Raw genomic sequence first — 16,948 nt, 5'->3', positions numbered from 1 at the left:
ATGTGACACGCGTCGCGAGACGGCCCGCTGTGCGTGATGCGCATCAAGACACAGCGCAACGCGCGGCCGACGTCACGTCCACCCTTCAAGCCTCAACGTCGAACGCACGAGCCGCTGCTCTTCCTGCTCGATCTCCCGCAGATACTCGACGCACTGACGAATATGTTCGCTCGCGGCTTTGCGCGCCTGATCGGGCAGTTGCCCTGTCACCGCGTTATAGAGCCGCGCATGCTGGCGGTCGATCTGCTTCTTCAACGGCTCACGGTGATAAAGATTGTTCACCGACGCGAACACCGAACTGAGCAGCAGATCCGTCAACGACTGCAGCGTATTCACCAGCACCGGGTTATGCGACGCCTCGCAGATCGCGAGATGAAACGCATGATCGAGCTTCGCGCGCGCGGCCGGGTCGAGATCCAGCGCGTCAGCCGCAGTCATCTCCTCGTAGCGACGCTTGATCAGGATGAAATCGGCCGGCGTGCCGCGCAGCGCCGCGAGCCGCGCGGCCTCCGTCTCGAGCATCCCGCGCACCTCGAACAGGTCGTACAGCGTGCGCGGCTGCGAGCCGAGCAGATGCATCATCGGCGTGATCTCGCGTTGCGGGGTCAGGCTCGCAACGAACGAGCCCTTGCCGTGCGTGGTGTCGATGATCCCGCGCGCGCGCAGCAGCTTCATCCCTTCGCGCACGGCCGTGCGCGACACGCCGAGCTTCTCGGTCAGCCGCCGCTCGGACGGCAGCGCCTGTCCGGCCTTCAGCACGCCATCGACGATCAGTTTCTCGATGCGCTCGGCAACGACGTCGGCCACGTTCCGCGCCCGGCCCGCTCGATCCTGCATTTCCATACTGGTATGACCACTTCGGAAAGAGATCGGAGATTTTCCCACAAACCCTTGTTGTCATTCAGTTTCATGGCAATCGATCCAGCCGCTTCATGGTCACTCGATAAAAACTGGTATGACCACACTCGCGACGTCTGGACACACGCGCGCCGCCCGCCAAGAATCCATCCCTTCCGGCGTGCCGCGCGTCGCGCAGCCGCCTGCATGGTGGAGACAACCCCGATGAGTTTCACCTACGACGAACGGATCGACGGCCCGCTGGCGACCGTCGACCGCAACACGCTCGTTGCCGCGCTGCACGCGGCGGCGCCCGGCCTCGACGTGCTGCACGACCGCGAGGCGCTCAAGCCGTTCGAATGCGACGGCCTCGCCGCATATCGCACGGTGCCGCTCGCGGTCGTGCTGCCCGACACGGTCGAGCAGGTGCGCGCGGTGCTGCGCGTCGCGGCCACGCTCGGCGTGCCGGTGGTCGCGCGCGGCGCGGGCACCGGGCTGTCGGGTGGCGCCATGCCGCTCGAGAAGGGCCTCCTGCTCGTGATGGCGAAGTTCAACAAGATTCTCGACATCGACCCCGAAGCCGGCATCGCGCGCGTGCAGCCCGGCGTGCGCAACCTCGCGATCTCGCAGGCAGCCGCGCCGTACGGCCTCTACTACGCGCCCGATCCGTCGTCGCAGATCGCGTGCTCGATCGGCGGCAACGTCGCCGAAAACGCGGGCGGCGTGCACTGCCTGAAATACGGGCTCACCGTGCACAACATCCTGAAGGTCGAGATCCTGACGATCGACGGCGATACGCTCACGCTCGGCGCCGACGCGCTCGACGCGCCGGGCTTCGACCTGCTCGCGCTGTTCACCGGCTCGGAAGGGATGCTCGGCATCGTCACGGAAGTGACCGTGAAGCTGCTGCCGAAGCCGCCCAGCGTGAAGGTGCTGATGGCGAGCTTCGACGACGTCGCGGAAGCGGGCGCCGCGGTCGCGAAAATTATCGGCGCGGGAGTGATCCCAGGCGGCCTCGAGATGATGGACAACCTCGCGATCCGCGCGGCCGAGGATTTCATCCACGCGGGCTACCCGGTCGACGCGCAGGCGATCCTGCTGTGCGAACTCGACGGCTCGCCGGCCGACGTCGAAGAAGACGCCGAACGCGTCGCCGCGCTGCTGCGCGACGCGGGCGCAACCGGGATCCGCGTCGCGCGCGACGAAGCCGAGCGCCAGCGCTTCTGGGCCGGCCGCAAGAACGCGTTCCCGGCGGTCGGCCGCATGTCGCCCGACTATTACTGCATGGACGGCACGATCCCGCGCCGCGCGCTGCCGCGCGTGCTCGAAGGGATCGCCGCGCTGTCTGCCGAATTCGGGCTGCCGGTCGCGAACGTATTCCACGCGGGCGACGGCAACATGCACCCGCTGATCCTGTTCGATGCGAACCGGCCCGGCGAACTCGACCGCGCGGAAGCGCTCGGCGGCAAGATCCTCGAGCTGTGCGTCGCGGCGGGCGGCAGCATCACCGGCGAGCACGGCGTCGGGCGCGAGAAGATCAACCAGATGTGCGTGCAGTTCAACGCCGACGAAATCACGTTCTTCCACGCAGTGAAGGCCGCGTTCGACCCGCAGGGCCTGCTCAATCCCGGCAAGAACATCCCGACGCTGCACCGCTGTGCCGAATTCGGCGCGATGCACATCCATCACGGCAAGCTGCCGTTTCCCGAACTGGAGCGCTTCTGATGCGACGCGAAATCGAATCGATCGACGACAGCGCGGCGCTCGTCGCCCAGGTCGACGCCGCGATCCACGACCGCCAGCCGCTGCACATCCGCAGCGCCGGCACGAAGGCGTTCCTCGGCCGACCGGTCGAAGGCCGCACGCTCGACGTGCGCACGCATCGCGGCGTCGTCGCGTACGACCCGACCGAACTCGTCGTCACCGCGCGCGCGGGCACGCCGCTCGCCGATCTCGAAGCGATGCTCGACGCGGCCGGCCAGATGCTGCCGTGCGAGCCGCCGACGTTCGGTGGCGCAGCAACGGTCGGCGGCATGTTCGCGGCGGCGCTGTCGGGCCCGCGCCGCCCGTGGGCCGGTGCGGTGCGCGACTTCGTGCTCGGCTGCCGCGTGATTACCGGCCACGCAAAGCACCTGCGCTTCGGCGGCGAGGTGATGAAGAACGTCGCGGGCTACGACGTGTCGCGGCTGCTCGCGGGCAGCTTCGGCTGTCTCGGGGTCGTGACCGAGGTGTCGCTGAAGGTACTGCCGAAGCCGCGCGCGACCGGCGATCTCGCGTTGCCGCTTGCCGTGGACGAAGCTGTGCAGCGTGTCGCCGCATGGCGGCGCGCGGGGCTGCCGCTCGCGGGCGCATGCCACGCCGACGGCGTGCTGCGGGTGCGGATCGAAGGCGGCGAGGGCTCGGTGAAGGCCGCGCGCGACACGATCGGCGGCGAGCGCATGGACGACCGCGACGATGCGTTCTGGGCACGGCTGCGCGACCTTGCGCTGCCGTTCTTCGACGATCCGCGCCCGCTGTGGCGCGTGTCGGTTCCGGCCGCCGCGCCGCTCGACGCGTTGCCCGGCGCGCTGCTTGCTGACTGGGGCGGCGCACAGCGCTGGCTGAAGAGCGACGCCGCACCGGCCGACGTGCAGCGGTTCGCCGCGCAATGGGGCGGCCACGCGACCTGCTTCACGCCGGGCACGACACGCGAGCCGTTCCAGCCGCTGCCGCCCGCGTTGTTGCGCGTGCACCGGCAGCTCAAGGCGCAGCTCGACCCGCATGCGATTTTCAATCCCGGCCGCCTGTACGCCGATTTCTGACGCGAACCCGATCCCGACCGCCGATGCAAACCAATCTCAGCGAAGCAAGCAAGGCCCTCGCCCGGGCCGACGAAGCGGAAGCGATCCTGCGCGCGTGCGTGCACTGCGGCTTCTGCAATGCGACCTGCCCGACCTACCAGGTGCTCGGCAACGAGCTCGACGGGCCGCGCGGCCGCATCTACCTGATCAAGCAACTGCTCGAAGGCGAACCGTGCGGCGAACGCACGCAGCAGCACCTCGACCGCTGCCTGACGTGCCGCAACTGCGAGACGACCTGCCCGTCCGGCGTGCGCTATCACACGCTGCTCGACATCGGCCGCGCGGAAGCCGAGAAACGCGCGCAGCGGCCGGCACGCGAGCGCCTGCTGCGCGCGGGGCTGCGGCACGTCGTGCCGCGCCCGGCGACATTCGCCGCGTTGCTGAAGGCCGGCCGCGCGCTGCGCCCGCTGCTGCCCGGCACGTTGCAGGACAAGATCCCGGCCGCGATCCCCGCCGCCGCACCGCGCCCGCCCGTGCGCCACGCGCGGCGCGTGCTGATGCTCGAGGGCTGCGTGCAGCCGTCGCTGTCGCCGAACACCAACGCGGCCGCCGCGCGCGTGCTCGACCGGCTCGGCATCAGCGTGAGCCCGGCACGTGAAGCCGGCTGCTGCGGCGCGACCGAATATCATCTGAACGCGCAGGACGCCGGCCTCGCCCGCGCGCGCCGCAACATCGACGCATGGTGGCCCGCGATCGAAGCGGGTGCGGAAGCGATCGTGCTGACGGCGAGCGGCTGCGGCGCATTCGTCAAGGAATACGGTGACCTGCTGCGCTCCGACCCCGTCTATGCGGAGAAAGCACGACGCGTCAGCGCGCTCGCGCGCGATCTCGCCGAGATGATCGCGGCCGAGCCGCTCGACGCGCTGGCCGGTTCGACGCCACGCCGCATCGCGGTCCATTGCCCGTGCACGCTGCAGCACGCCCAGCGCCTCGGCGGCACCGTCGAACGCATCCTGACGCAGCTCGGCTTCGATCTGACGAATGTCGCCGATGGCCATCTGTGCTGCGGCTCGGCCGGCACGTATTCGCTGACGCAGCCCGAGCTCGCGACGCAACTGCGCGACAACCGGCTCGACGCGCTCGAAGCCGCGCGGCCGGACCTGATTGTCACGGCCAACGTCGGCTGCCAGACTCACCTGAACGGCGCGGGCCGCACGCCCGTGCGCCACTGGATCGAGCTCGTCGACAACCATCTCGTCAACTGACCTGATTCCGGAGGATTGCCATGCAAACGAAACCCGAACTCGAACTCGCCGACGCCGACCGCATGCTTGCCGCCGCCCGCGCGGAAGCGGAACGCCACGGCTGGGCCGTGTCGATCGCCATCGTCGACGACGGTGGTCACCTGCTCGCGTTTGCGCGCCTGGACGGCGCATCGCCGGCCACCACCTATATCGCGCAGGACAAGGCGCGCGCGGCGGCGCTCGGCCGGCGCGAGACGAAGGCGTATGAGGATATGATCAACGGTGGCCGCACCGCGTTTCTCAGCGTGCCGCTGACGGGGTTGCTCGAAGGCGGCGTGCCGGTCACGGTCGGCGGCCGGATCGCGGGCGCGATCGGCGTGTCTGGCGTAAAGTCCGAACAGGACGCGCAGATCGCCCGCGCCGGCACACAAAGCGTCGCGGCATAACCAGCCCAAGCCGCGCGCGAATCTTTATTCCCCGGGAGGATTGACGATGATCGACCAAGCAGGACTGCAAGTCGCGCCAGCGCTGAGCCAGTTCATTGAAAACGAAGCGCTGCCGGGCACCGGCATCGACAGGGCCGCGTTCTGGAGCGGTTTCTCGGCCCTGGTGCACGACCTGGCGCCGCGCAACCGCGAATTGCTCGCGGAACGCGACCGCCTGCAGCAGGAACTCGACACCTGGCACCGCGCGCACCCCGGCCCCGTGCGCGACCACGCCGCGTATCGCGCGTTCCTCGAACAGATCGGCTACCTCGTGCCGGTCCCGTCGAACGTCGCGGCAGCCACCGCGAACGTCGACAGCGAGATCGCCACGCAGGCCGGCCCGCAGCTCGTCGTGCCGCTGTCGAACGCGCGCTATGCGCTGAACGCCGCGAATGCGCGCTGGGGCAGCCTGTACGACGCGCTGTACGGCACCGACGCGCTGCCGGAAGACGGCGGCGCCGAACGCACCGCGACCTACAACCCGACGCGCGGCCAGCACGTGATCGACTACGCGCGCAACGTGCTCGACAACGCGGCGCCGCTCGCCGGCGCGTCGCACCGCGACGCGCTGCGCTACCGCGTGCAGGACGGCCAGCTCGCCGTCGAAACCGCGAAGGGCGTCGTGCATCTCGCGCAGCCGGCGCAGTTCGTCGGCTACCAGGGCGCGGCCGACGCGCCGTCCGCGATCCTGCTGAAGCACAACGGCCTGCACCTCGAGATCCAGATCGACGCGTCGACGCCGATCGGCCGCGCCGATCTCGCGAACGTGAAGGACGTCGTGCTCGAAGCCGCGGTCAGCACGATCATCGACTGCGAGGATTCGGTCGCGGCGGTGGACGCCGACGACAAGGTCCAGCTCTACCGCAACTGGCTCGGGCTGATGCAGGGCACGCTGGTCGAAGAAGTCGCGAAGGGCGGCAAGACCTTCACGCGCCGCCTGAACGACGACCGCGAGTACACCACGCCCGACGGCGGCACGCTGTCGCTGCACGGCCGCTCGCTGCTGTTCGTGCGCAACGTCGGCCACCTGATGACCAACGGCGCGGTGCTCGATCGCGACGGCAACGAGATTCCGGAAGGGATCCTCGACGGCGTCGTCACGGTGCTGTGCTCGCTGCACGACCTGAAGGCGAAGCGCAACTCGCGCACGGGCTCGATCTACATCGTGAAGCCGAAGATGCACGGCCCGGTCGAAGTCGCGTTCGCCGATACGCTGTTCGCACGCATCGAGGATCTGTACAGCCTGCCGCGCAACACGCTGAAGATGGGCATCATGGACGAGGAGCGCCGCACCAGCGTGAACCTCGCCGCGTGTATCGCCGCAGCCGCCGCGCGCGTGGCGTTCATCAACACCGGCTTCCTCGATCGCACCGGCGACGAGATGCACACCGCGATGGAAGCGGGCCCGATGATCCGCAAGGGCGACATGAAGTCGTCGGCGTGGATCCAGTCGTACGAGCGCAACAACGTGCTCGCCGGCCTGTCGGCCGGCCTGCGCGGCCGCGCGCAGATCGGCAAGGGCATGTGGGCGATGCCGGACCTGATGCACGCGATGCTCGAACAGAAGATCGCGCATCCGCGCGCCGGCGCGAACACCGCGTGGGTGCCGTCGCCGACCGCCGCGACGCTGCACGCGCTGCACTACCACCTGGTCGACGTGCAGGCCGTCCAACAGGAACTCGAGAAGACGCCGTACGCGAGCGAACGCGACACGCTGCTCGAAGGCCTGCTGACCGTGCCGGTCGTCGAGCGAGCCGCGTGGAGCGAGGCCGAGATCCTGAGCGAAGTCGAGAACAACGCGCAGGGCATCCTCGGCTACGTCGTGCGCTGGGTCGAACAGGGTGTCGGCTGCTCGAAGGTGCCCGACATCCACGACGTCGGCCTGATGGAAGACCGCGCGACGCTGCGCATCTCGAGCCAGCACATCGCGAACTGGCTGCGCCACGGCGTGATCACCGAGGCGTTCGTGCTCGACGTGTTCAAGCGGATGGCGCGCGTCGTCGACCAGCAGAACGCCGGCGACCCGAACTATCGCCCGATGGCGCCCGGCTACGACCAGTCGACCGCGTTCAAGGCCGCATGCGCGCTCGCGCTGCAGGGCACGTCGCAGCCGAGCGGCTATACCGAGCCGCTGCTGCACCGGTTCCGGCTTGCGTTCAAGGCGGAACAGCACGGCGCGTAAGTATCGGCGTGCTGCGGGCTTCCGGCATGCCGGTGCCCATCCCTGCTTCACGAAACGGGCGGCCGTAATGGCCGCCCGTTTTCATTTTCGCGCGCGCCCGGCGGTTGAAACGAATAATCGGCGTATATCGCACCCCTTCATTTTTCGCGTTCAAGTGCCGTTAACCGGATGGAATCGGCAGCGGCATGCCGCGCGCCACGGCCGCTCTTGCCGCAAAGCCTTGTGCTAAAACGCTCTGCCCGATATTCGCAAGTCCGGGATTTCACTGTAATTTGATCCGGATCAACGGCCCGCAACATTTTTCGCGCGCGTGAACGCGCGCGCTATACTCCGTTGCATTCGCGCTGCCCGATTCGTCGGATCGTTGAATCGGCGCAGATGTCACCTGTGAATGCTTGATTTACCGGTATATCTGGCCGCGATTACCGATAATCGGCGTCCATTTTCTCCGCCGGCCGGCAGGAAGGCGTCGGAATGGCCGCGTAACGGATCGCCGCCGGCACGGCATACGAACAATCGCATCGGCCCGCCCCCCGGCGGCAATGCCCATCGATCCACGGACCATGGCAGAAACCGACTACGCAATGCCCAGCGAATCCGGCCTGACAAGCCGTGTCGCCGCTCATCTGCGCCGGTTCCTGCTGCCGCACCTGATCTTCTATACCGGGCTGCTGATCGCGCTGGTCCTGCTGCTCCTGTGCGGGATCGTGCTGTACGAAGGCCGCATCGACGCGCGCGACCGCTCGGCCGCGATGCAGCAAAATCTTGCGCTGATGGCGTCGTGGGACATCGAGCGCAACATCGAGATCTATTCGCTGTCGCTGCAGGCCGTCGTCGAAGGCGAGAACGACCCGGATGTCGTCAAGCTGCCGATGCCGCTGCGCCGCCAGGTGCTGTTCGACCGTGCGACGACCGCCAAATACCTCGGCGGCATCTACGTGCTCGACGCGAAGGGCGACATCGAGGTCGACGGCAAGAGCGACGTGCCGCGCAAGGCCAACTTCGGCAACGAACCGTACTTCGTCGTGCACCGCGACCACCCCGACGCCGGCCTGTACGTCAGCCCCCCGTATCACTCGCGGCTGCGCGGCGGCTCGCCGAGCGTCGCGCTCAGCCGGCGAATCACGCGGCCCGACGGCTCGTTCGGCGGCGTCGCCGTGGTGTCGATCCGGCTCGAATATTTCCAGAACCTGTTCTCGCGCCTGTCGCTGGGCGATCGCGGCTCGATCGCGGTGATCAACACGGACGGCAAGATGCTCGCGCGCGAGCCGTACGACCCCAAGATCGTCGGCCGCGACATCAGCCGCGCCAGCACGTTCCGGCGGTTCATGAGCGCCAACGACGGCAGCTTCGCGGACACCGCGTCGATCGACGGCGTGCGGCGCCTGTACGTGTTCCGGCACCTCGAGAACCTGCCGCTCATCATCATGGTCGCGCGCTCGGAAGCCGACACCTACGCCGCGTGGTACGACCGTGCGATTCCGATCGGCTCCGCGATGGCCGCGCTCGCGATCGGCTTCGTCGGCCTGTCGCTGCTGCTCGACGTGCAGTTGCGCAAGCGCCACCGTGCGGAAACCGAGCTGCAGGCGCTCGCGCGCACCGACGGCCTCACGGGCCTCGACAACCGCAGGATGCTCGACGTTACGCTCGCGCGCGAATGGCGCCGCGCCGCGCGCGCGCAGCACGCGCTGTCGCTGCTGTTCATCGACGTCGATTACTTCAAGCGCTACAACGACACGCAGGGGCACCAGGCCGGGGACGACGCGCTTGCCGCGGTCGGCCATTGCATCGCCGGCTGCCTGCGCCGCCCGGCAGATTACGCGGCGCGCTACGGCGGCGAGGAATTCGTCGTGGTGCTGCCCGACATCGACACGGACGGCGCGGTGACGATTGCCGAGACGATCCGTACCGGCATCCTCGATCTCGGCATCCGGCACGACGCCGGCACGTCCGGCCGCCTGACGGTGAGCATCGGCGTGACGACCAGCTATCCCGAACGCGACGACGACATGCAGGGCGCGCTGAAGCTCGCCGACGACGCGCTGTATCGCGCGAAGGAAAGCGGGCGCAACCGCATCGTCGTGCACGCGGCCGCTTCCGGCGGCCTCACGGCGCGGCAGGCCTGAGCGGCCGGAAGCCCACGCCCCGGGCGGCGGCGGGGCGGTTGCCGGGGCCGCGGTCGCCTCCCGTGCGCAAAATCGCCGACAATGTCGCCTCGACACGCCGCCGCGCGACTGACGCGCCCGGTCGGCCCGCGCAGGTGCGCGGCCGTTTCGCACCACCATGAGACTCAAGGCAAAGATCTTCCTTCTGGCCATCGTGCCGTTCCTGCTCGCGATCGCCGGCATCGGCTTCGGCGTGCGCCAGCAGGCGACGTCCCTCGCGCGCACGCAGCACGCGACGATCCAGGCCGCGTACCTGTCGAGCAAGGAAGTCGAGCTGAAGCACTACGTCGAGCTCGCGACGAGCGCGATCATGCCGCTCTACGACGCGAGCGGCCGCAACGCGCGCGACGACGCGATGCTGCGCACGCAGGCGCTCGCGATGCTGCAGAAGATGGATTTCGGCCCCGACGGCTATTTCTTCGTGTACGACCTGCACGGCAATGCGCTGATGCATCCGCGCGAGCCCGAGCGCGTCGGCCACAACTACTGGTCGATGCGCGACCCGCAGGGCGCGCTGACGATCCAGAAGCTGATCGGCACCGCGTCGAGCGGCGGCGGCTACGTGCGCTACACCTGGCAGCGGCCGTCGACGGGCCGCGTCGCGCCGAAGCTCGGCTACGTCGTCGCGCTCGAACGCTGGGGCTGGATGGTCGGCACCGGCATCTATCTCGACGACGTCGACACCGCGCTGCAGCGCATCGACGCGCGCGCGTCCGCGAACATCGAGCGCACGATGAGCTGGCTCACCGCGATCGCGCTCACGGGCGCGGCGGCGATCGTCGTGTGCGCGCTGGTGCTGAACGTCAGCGAGTCGCGCAGTGCCGACGCGAAGCTCAAGCTGCTCGCACAGCGCGTCGTCGAATCGCAGGAGCAGGAGCGGGCGCGGCTGTCGCGCGAGCTGCATGACGGCATCAGCCAGATGATGGTGTCCGCGAAGCTGATGCTCGAATCCGCGCTCGCACGCTTCGAACGCGGCTCGGCGCGCATGCCCGAGGCCGAGCAGGCGCTGGCATCGGGCGTCGTGCGGCTCGGAGACACGCTGCGCGAAGTGCGGCGCATCTCGCATGCGCTGCGTCCCGCAATGCTGGACGATCTCGGCCTCGCGGCGGCACTCGAGCAGCTGGTGCGTGAACTCGGCGCCGAAAGCGGCATCGACATCGGCTATACGCAGGTCGCGCACAGCGGCGCCCGGCCGCTGCCCGCGGCGGTCAACACCGCGCTGTTCCGGATCGCGCAGGAAGCGCTCAGCAACATCGTGCATCATGCGCAGGCGTCGCGCGCAGCCGTCACGCTCGACGTCGGCGCGCAATCCGTCACGCTGACCATCGCCGACAACGGCTGCGGCTTCGACGCCGAACGCTCGCAGGCCGACGCGCGCCGCGGCATCGGCCTGCGCAACATGCGCGAGCGCCTCGATGCGCTCGGCGGCATGCTGACGATCACGTCGCAGGTCGGCCACACGATCGTCGCCGCGCGCGTGCCGCTGCCCGGCACCGCGTCATGACGCGCCCCATCACAGGAGACCTTTCACGCATGAGCGCCCCCGACACCGCCCGGCCCGTCGCCCGACTGCTGCTCGTCGACGATCACCCGCTCGTGCGCGACGGCTTGCGGATGCGGCTCGAAGCGGCCGACCTGTCCGTCGTCGGCGAAGCCGGCAACGCCGACGAGGCGCTCACGCTCGCCGCGTCGCTCGAACCCGATCTCGCGCTGATGGACGTCGGCATGAACGGGATGAACGGCATCACGCTCGCGGGCGTGTTTCACGAACGCTTTCCGGGCATCCGCGTGCTGATGCTGTCGATGCACGACAACATCGAATACGTGACGCAGGCCGTGCGCGCCGGCGCGAGCGGCTACCTGCTGAAGGATTCGCCCGCGAGCGAGATCGTGCGCGCGATCGGCGCGGTGCTGGCCGGCCAGACGTTCTTCAGCGAAGGGCTCGCCGCGCGGATGATCCACGCGAGCGCGACCGCGTCACCGCTCGACCGGCTCACGCCGCGCGAACGCGACATCCTCGATGCGCTGGCGGAAGGGCTGTCGAGCAAGCAGATCGCGCAGCAAACGGGGCTGTCGGTGCGTACGGTCGAGACGCACCGGCTCAATTTGAAGCGCAAGCTGGAGATCGAAGGGCAGGCCGAGCTGATCAAATTCGCCGTGGAGCATCGGCGCAGGTAGGCGAGCCCGACGCGGCGATCCGCGGCGAAAGGCCCGACCTGTCACACGCCGGATCATTCCGGCAGTGAAGACGTCACGCACGCCGCCGCGCGTCCCGATTGCTTCTCCGATTCACGCCGCACCATCAGCATCGCCACCATTGCAACACTCAGGATTCCAGAACACAAAACCGCGATCGAAAACCCGTGCGCCATCGCCTCCCGATACGCACCGAGCAATTCCGGCCGGCCGGCAGCGAACACATGCTCCATCACCGCCTGCCGCGCGAGCGTATCCGCTTGCGCACTCCCCGCCGCCTGCATCGCGGCCGTCATCCGGTGCAGCGCACCGATGCTCATCATGCTGCCGAGCACCGCGATGCCCATGCTCATCCCGGTCTGACGCAACGCGTTCATCGTCGCCGACGCCATGCCCGCGCGTTCGGCCGGCGCCAGTTCCATCACGGTCATGCCGGTCGCGGGCACCGCGAGCCCCATGCCGACCCCGAGCACCGCCAGCGCGACACCGACCGGCACATACGGCGTTCCCGCGCCGAAACCGGCCATGACCGAGAGCATCGCGCCGATCAGGCCGTACCCGGCCACCATCAGCGTATGCAACGGAATGCGCGCCGCGATGCGCCCGAACAGCATCGACGTGATCGCCGTCATCACGAACTGCGGCATCAGTTGCCAGCCGGCCTCAGCCGGCGTGCGCCCCTGCGCCTGCTGCAAGAACAACGACAGGAAAAACAGGCTGCTGTACCCCGAGAATCCGAGCACGAACGACGCGAGATTGGCGCGCACCAGCCGCCGGTCGCGAAACAGCCAGACCGGCAACAGCGGCCGCTCGACGCGCGTTTCGACCCGCACGAACACGACGAACGCCACCGCGGCGCCCGCCAGCGGCGCGAGCACCTTCGCGTGCGCCGCGCCGGCTTCGCCGATGCCGATCAGCCCGTACGTGAGCAATCCGAGCCACACCACGCTCAGCACCTGGCCGAGCGGATCGAACGCCGCATGCTGCGGATGCCGGCGCTCCGGAATGCCCCATGCGCCGAGCAGCACGGTCACGATGCCGATCGGCACGTTGACGAGGAAGATGTTCTGCCATCCGCCGTGCTCGACGAGCAGGCCGCCCACCAGCGGCCCGAGGATCAGCGCGAGCGCGCTGAACGCGGACCATCCGCCGATCGCGCGGGCGCGCTCGCGCGCGTCGGGAAACGCATGCGTGAGGATCGGCATCGCGCCCGGTATCAGCAATGCGCCGGCAAGCCCCTGGATCGCGCGCCCGATCAGCAGCGGCTCGATGCTGCCCGCGCATGCGCAGACCACCGACCCGGCCGTGAACAAAACCACGCTGGCGAGCCACACGCGCTTGTGTCCGTAGCGATCGCCGAGCGGCCCGGCCGACAGCATGAACGCGGACAGCGCGAGCGCATACGCGTTGACGACCCACTGGAGGCCGCCGATATCGGTGTCGAGCGCCGTCTGCAGCGTCGGCAATGCGACATTGACGATGCTGATGTCGAGCGTGGCGAGAAAGGTGCCGAGACAGGCGGCCAGGACGAGTGCGGCGCGACGGTAGCGAGGCATGGCGGGCTGCCCTTCACGGGCATGAGGATGAGAATGATTCTCATCATATATATCGACTGACCGTCAGTCAATGGATTGCGTTGGCCGCGAGCGGGGGTGCTGGCCTAAACTGCGGGCTTTGCACGAACGGGCGTCGAGCCGCGCGATGACGGACAGGACAAAGGCAGGGACCACGACAGTGAAAGACGACGCGCCGGCAGGCAAGCCGCGCACGAAGCCGGCGGAAGTGCGCCTCGAGGAACTGATGGCGGCGGCCGAGACGCTGTTCCTCGCGCAGGGTGTGGAAGCGACGACCATCAGCGAGATCGTCGAGCACGCGCAGGTCGCGAAAGGCACGTTCTATCACTACTTCGAATCGAAGTCCGACATGCTCGCCGCGCTCGCGCAGCGCTACACGTCGTCGTTCCTCGACCGGCTGCAGCACGCGGTGGACGCGTGCGACGCCGACGACTGGCTCGCGCGCCTGCGCGCGTGGATCCGCGCCAACATCGAAACCTATGCGGCGACCTACCGCACGCACGACATCGTCTACGCGAACCACCATCACCACGATCGCGCGAATGCCGACAAGAACGCGATCCTCGAGCAGCTCGGCGCGATTCTCGACGGCGGCGCTCGGGCCGGCACCTGGCGGCTCGCGCATCCGCAAGTAACTGCGCTGCTGATCTATGCGGGCGTGCATGGCGCGACCGATCACATCATCGCGGCCGCGGAAACGGATCGTGCCGCGTTCGTCGATGCCGTGGTCGACGATTGCCTGCGGATGCTCGGCATCGGCGCGTGACGCGCAGCCAGCGCACAGCCATGAAAAAGGGCGCCCGAGGGCGCCCTTCGTCGATCCGGACTGCGGCCTGGCAACGGCCGTCAGTTCGTCCGCGAATTGTGCTTCTGCAGATACGCGATCAGCCCGTCGATCCCGCCCGACGCGAGCTGGCTCTTGAACTGCCCCTGGTAGACCTGGATCAGCCACGCGCCCGACATGTCGATGTCGTAGATCTTCCAGTCGTTGCCGACCTTGCCGAGACGATAGCCGACCGACTGGCTGTCGCCCGGCGTCGTGACCGTCGACTGGACGAGCGCGTCGGCACCCGACGCGCCGCCGGCCTTGAACGAGAACTTCGCGTCCTGGCTGCCGAGCTGCGCGAGCGACGCGGCGTAGGTGCGCGTCATCAGCAGCTTGAACTGCTTGTACAGCTCCTGCTGCTGTTGCGGCGTGGCCTGCTTCCACGCGTCGCCGACCGCGATGCGGGTCGTGCGCTCGAAGTTGGTCGCGGGCAGGAAGCGCTGCTCGACGACTTGCGTGACTTTCGCCATGTCACCGCCGCGGGCGGCCGGATCGGCCTTCATCGCGGTAACGGTGCCCTCGACCGCATTGCGGACGATATCGACCGGCGCGCTCTGCGCGAAAGCGGAAACCGACACGGCGGCCGCCGCGACGAAAGCAAACAGATGACGTTTCATACGAATATCGCTCGATGAGAAAAAACGACCGGTTCATTGCACCGGCCGACGAAGCAAAGTATACCGGGCCTGACGCCTCGGTGTGCCGCCGTGACCGACTGTTACCTTTCAGCTTCGTTTGTCACAGGCGTGCAGCGGCACGTCGAAGCAGCGCGGCGGCGATTATGTAAATATCCCCTTACAAACCAGCCGGCCATCGGTATCGATTCCGCCGCTGTGAACAAGTCTCCTTCCCTCCCCGAAACCCCCAACGTCACGACCGCCGCCACGCTGCGCCGGTATACTTGGCTACTTTGCCCTTGCCAGCCGCTCCCCACCGCCACATGGTGACATCTCTCATCGTCCGACTCGTTGCATGGTCGGTGCGACGCCCCGTCTGGGTCGTCGTCCTGTCGCTCGTCATCGCCGCGCTCAGCGGCGTCTATGTCGCGCAGCATTTCAAGATCAACACCGACATCAGCAAGCTCGTCGATGCGGAACCGCAATTTGCCGCACTCGGCCAGGCCGTCGATAAAGCGTTCCCGCAACGCAACGGCACGATCCTCGCGGTCGTCGAGGCACCTGCGCCCGAATTCGCGAACGCCGCCGCGCATGCGCTGACCGAAGCCCTGCAGAAGGATGCCGAAGCCGGCCGCATCGGCCAGGTCGCCGAGCCCGGCGGCGGTCCGTTCTTCGAGCACAACGGGCTGCTGTTCCTGTCGCCGCAGGAGGTCACGGATACCACGTCGCAGCTCGCGAGCGCGCGTCCGCTCGTCAATGAACTCGCGAAGAACCCGAGCCTGACCGGGCTCGCCACCACGCTGTCCACCACGCTCGGCCAGCCGCTGCTGACCGGCCAGGTGAAACTGTCCACGATGGCGAAGCTGCTCTCGCGCAGTGCCGCGACGGTCGACGACGTGCTGGCCGGCAAGCCGGCCGCGTTCTCGTGGCGCGCGCTGGTCGACAGCGATGCCGCGCGGCAGCCCGCGCGCGCATTCGTCACCGTGCAGCCGGTGGTCAACTACGGTGCACTGAAGGCCGGCGCGGAAACGAGCCAGGTGATCCGCGACGCGGCCCGTTCGCTCAACCTCGAGAAGCACTTTGGCGCAGCCGTGCGCCTGACCGGCGAGCAGCCGCTCGCCGACGACGAATTCGCGTCGGTTCAAGATGGCGCGGCGCTCAACGGCGTCTTCACGCTGCTCGCCGTGCTCGTCATCCTGTGGCTCGCGCTGCGCTCGAAGCGGATGATCGGCTCGGTGCTCGTCACGCTGTTCGTCGGCCTCGTCGTGACCGCCGCGCTCGGCCTCGCGATGGTCGGCTCGCTGAACATGATCTCGGTCGCGTTCATGGTGCTGTTCGTCGGCCTCGGCGTCGACTTCTCGATCCAGTACGGCGTGAAGTACCGCGAGGAGCGCTTCCGCGATCCACGCATCGATCACGCGCTGATCGGCGCCGCGCACTCGATGGGCATGCCGCTCGCGCTGGCCACCACGGCGGTCGCGGCGAGCTTCTTCTCGTTCATCCCCACCGCGTATCGCGGCGTGTCCGAGCTCGGCCTGATCGCGGGCGTCGGCATGTTCGTCGCGCTGCTCACCACGCTCACGCTGCTGCCCGCGCTGCTGCGCCTGTTCGCGCCGCCGGGCGAATCTAAAACGCCCGGCTTCCCGTGGCTCGCGCCGGTCGACGATTTCCTCGATCGCCATCGCAAGCCGATCCTGATCGGCACGCTCGCGGTCGTGATCGGCGCGCTGCCGCTGCTCGCGTTCCTGCGCTTCGACTTCAACCCGCTGAACCTGAAGGATCCGCACAGCGAATCGATGGCGACGCTGCTCGCACTGAAGGATTCGCCGGAAGCCGCCGTCAACGACGTCACGCTGCTCGCGCCGTCGCTCGCGGAGGCCGACGCGGCCGCGAAGCGCCTCGACGCGCTGCCCGAAGTCGGCCGCACGACCACACTATCGACCTTCATCCCCGCCGACCAGCCGGCCAAGCGCGCGGCGATCGCCGCCGCCGCGAGCGACCTGCTGCCCGCGCTGACGCAGCCGGCCGCGCCGCCCGCGACC

The 16,948-nt window shown here is 68.4% G+C and carries 13 protein-coding genes; 10 read left to right on the top strand and 3 right to left on the bottom strand.

The window, feature by feature from the left end:
• Positions 1-72: 72 nt before the first annotated feature.
• Positions 73-843, bottom strand: a complete 771-nt coding sequence (gene glcC / locus BDO18943_RS20115; RefSeq protein ID WP_175023732.1) for a transcriptional regulator GlcC — start codon at positions 841-843, stop codon at positions 73-75.
• Between the two features lie 219 nt (positions 844-1,062).
• On the opposite strand from glcC, the gene glcD reads away from it, so the two are divergent.
• The 8 genes from glcD to BDO18943_RS20075 all read left to right on the top strand — a co-directional run bounded on the left by glcD (position 1,063) and on the right by BDO18943_RS20075 (position 11,871).
• A complete protein-coding gene (gene glcD / locus BDO18943_RS20110; protein ID WP_175023731.1) occupies positions 1,063-2,562 on the top strand; it encodes a glycolate oxidase subunit GlcD in 1,500 nt (499 codons plus the stop codon).
• Positions 2,562-3,638, top strand: a complete 1,077-nt coding sequence (gene glcE, locus BDO18943_RS20105) for a glycolate oxidase subunit GlcE (RefSeq protein WP_175023730.1) — start codon at positions 2,562-2,564, stop codon at positions 3,636-3,638. The genes glcD and glcE overlap by 1 nt, the downstream gene beginning before the upstream one ends.
• A gap of 23 nt (positions 3,639-3,661) precedes the next feature.
• Positions 3,662-4,882 carry a glycolate oxidase subunit GlcF gene (glcF, locus tag BDO18943_RS20100; RefSeq protein ID WP_089451552.1) on the top strand — a complete coding sequence of 407 codons (1,221 nt, stop codon included), beginning with the start codon at positions 3,662-3,664 and terminating at the stop codon, positions 4,880-4,882.
• A gap of 20 nt (positions 4,883-4,902) precedes the next feature.
• A complete protein-coding gene (locus tag BDO18943_RS20095) occupies positions 4,903-5,307 on the top strand; it encodes a GlcG/HbpS family heme-binding protein (RefSeq protein ID WP_175023729.1) in 405 nt (134 codons plus the stop codon).
• Between the two features lie 46 nt (positions 5,308-5,353).
• On the top strand, positions 5,354-7,528 hold the full coding sequence (locus BDO18943_RS20090) for a malate synthase G (protein ID WP_175023728.1): 2,175 nt from the start codon (positions 5,354-5,356) through the stop codon (positions 7,526-7,528).
• 563 nt (positions 7,529-8,091) lie between these two features.
• Positions 8,092-9,654: a sensor domain-containing diguanylate cyclase gene (locus BDO18943_RS20085; protein ID WP_175023727.1), complete on the top strand. Its 1,563-nt coding sequence runs from the start codon at positions 8,092-8,094 to the stop codon at positions 9,652-9,654.
• A gap of 157 nt (positions 9,655-9,811) precedes the next feature.
• Positions 9,812-11,197 (top strand): cache domain-containing protein, encoded by a 1,386-nt coding sequence (locus tag BDO18943_RS20080; protein WP_175023726.1) that lies wholly within the window; start codon positions 9,812-9,814, stop codon positions 11,195-11,197.
• Positions 11,198-11,226: 29 nt separating this feature from the next.
• A complete protein-coding gene (locus BDO18943_RS20075; protein ID WP_175023725.1) occupies positions 11,227-11,871 on the top strand; it encodes a response regulator in 645 nt (214 codons plus the stop codon).
• A gap of 53 nt (positions 11,872-11,924) precedes the next feature.
• Here the strand turns inward: BDO18943_RS20075 and BDO18943_RS20070 are convergent, their stop codons facing one another.
• Positions 11,925-13,445 carry an MFS transporter gene (locus BDO18943_RS20070; RefSeq protein ID WP_175023724.1) on the bottom strand — a complete coding sequence of 507 codons (1,521 nt, stop codon included), beginning with the start codon at positions 13,443-13,445 and terminating at the stop codon, positions 11,925-11,927.
• A gap of 145 nt (positions 13,446-13,590) precedes the next feature.
• Here BDO18943_RS20070 and BDO18943_RS20065 point away from each other — a divergent pair, with 145 nt between their 5' ends.
• Positions 13,591-14,229 (top strand): TetR/AcrR family transcriptional regulator, encoded by a 639-nt coding sequence (locus BDO18943_RS20065; protein ID WP_175023723.1) that lies wholly within the window; start codon positions 13,591-13,593, stop codon positions 14,227-14,229.
• An 80-nt stretch (positions 14,230-14,309) separates the two neighbouring features.
• Here the strand turns inward: BDO18943_RS20065 and BDO18943_RS20060 are convergent, their stop codons facing one another.
• Complete coding sequence (locus BDO18943_RS20060) at positions 14,310-14,906, bottom strand: MlaC/ttg2D family ABC transporter substrate-binding protein (RefSeq protein WP_011353639.1); 597 nt, start codon at positions 14,904-14,906, stop codon at positions 14,310-14,312.
• Positions 14,907-15,229: 323 nt separating this feature from the next.
• On the opposite strand from BDO18943_RS20060, the gene BDO18943_RS20055 reads away from it, so the two are divergent.
• The coding region (locus BDO18943_RS20055) for an MMPL family transporter (protein WP_175023722.1) at positions 15,230-16,948 on the top strand (1,719 nt) is incomplete at its 3' end.

This window comes from Burkholderia aenigmatica (assembly GCF_902499175.1).
GTDB lineage: Bacteria > Pseudomonadota > Gammaproteobacteria > Burkholderiales > Burkholderiaceae > Burkholderia > Burkholderia aenigmatica.
The sequence above is the reverse complement of the archived record's forward strand: the minus strand, read 5'-3'. Positions and strand labels throughout refer to the sequence as shown.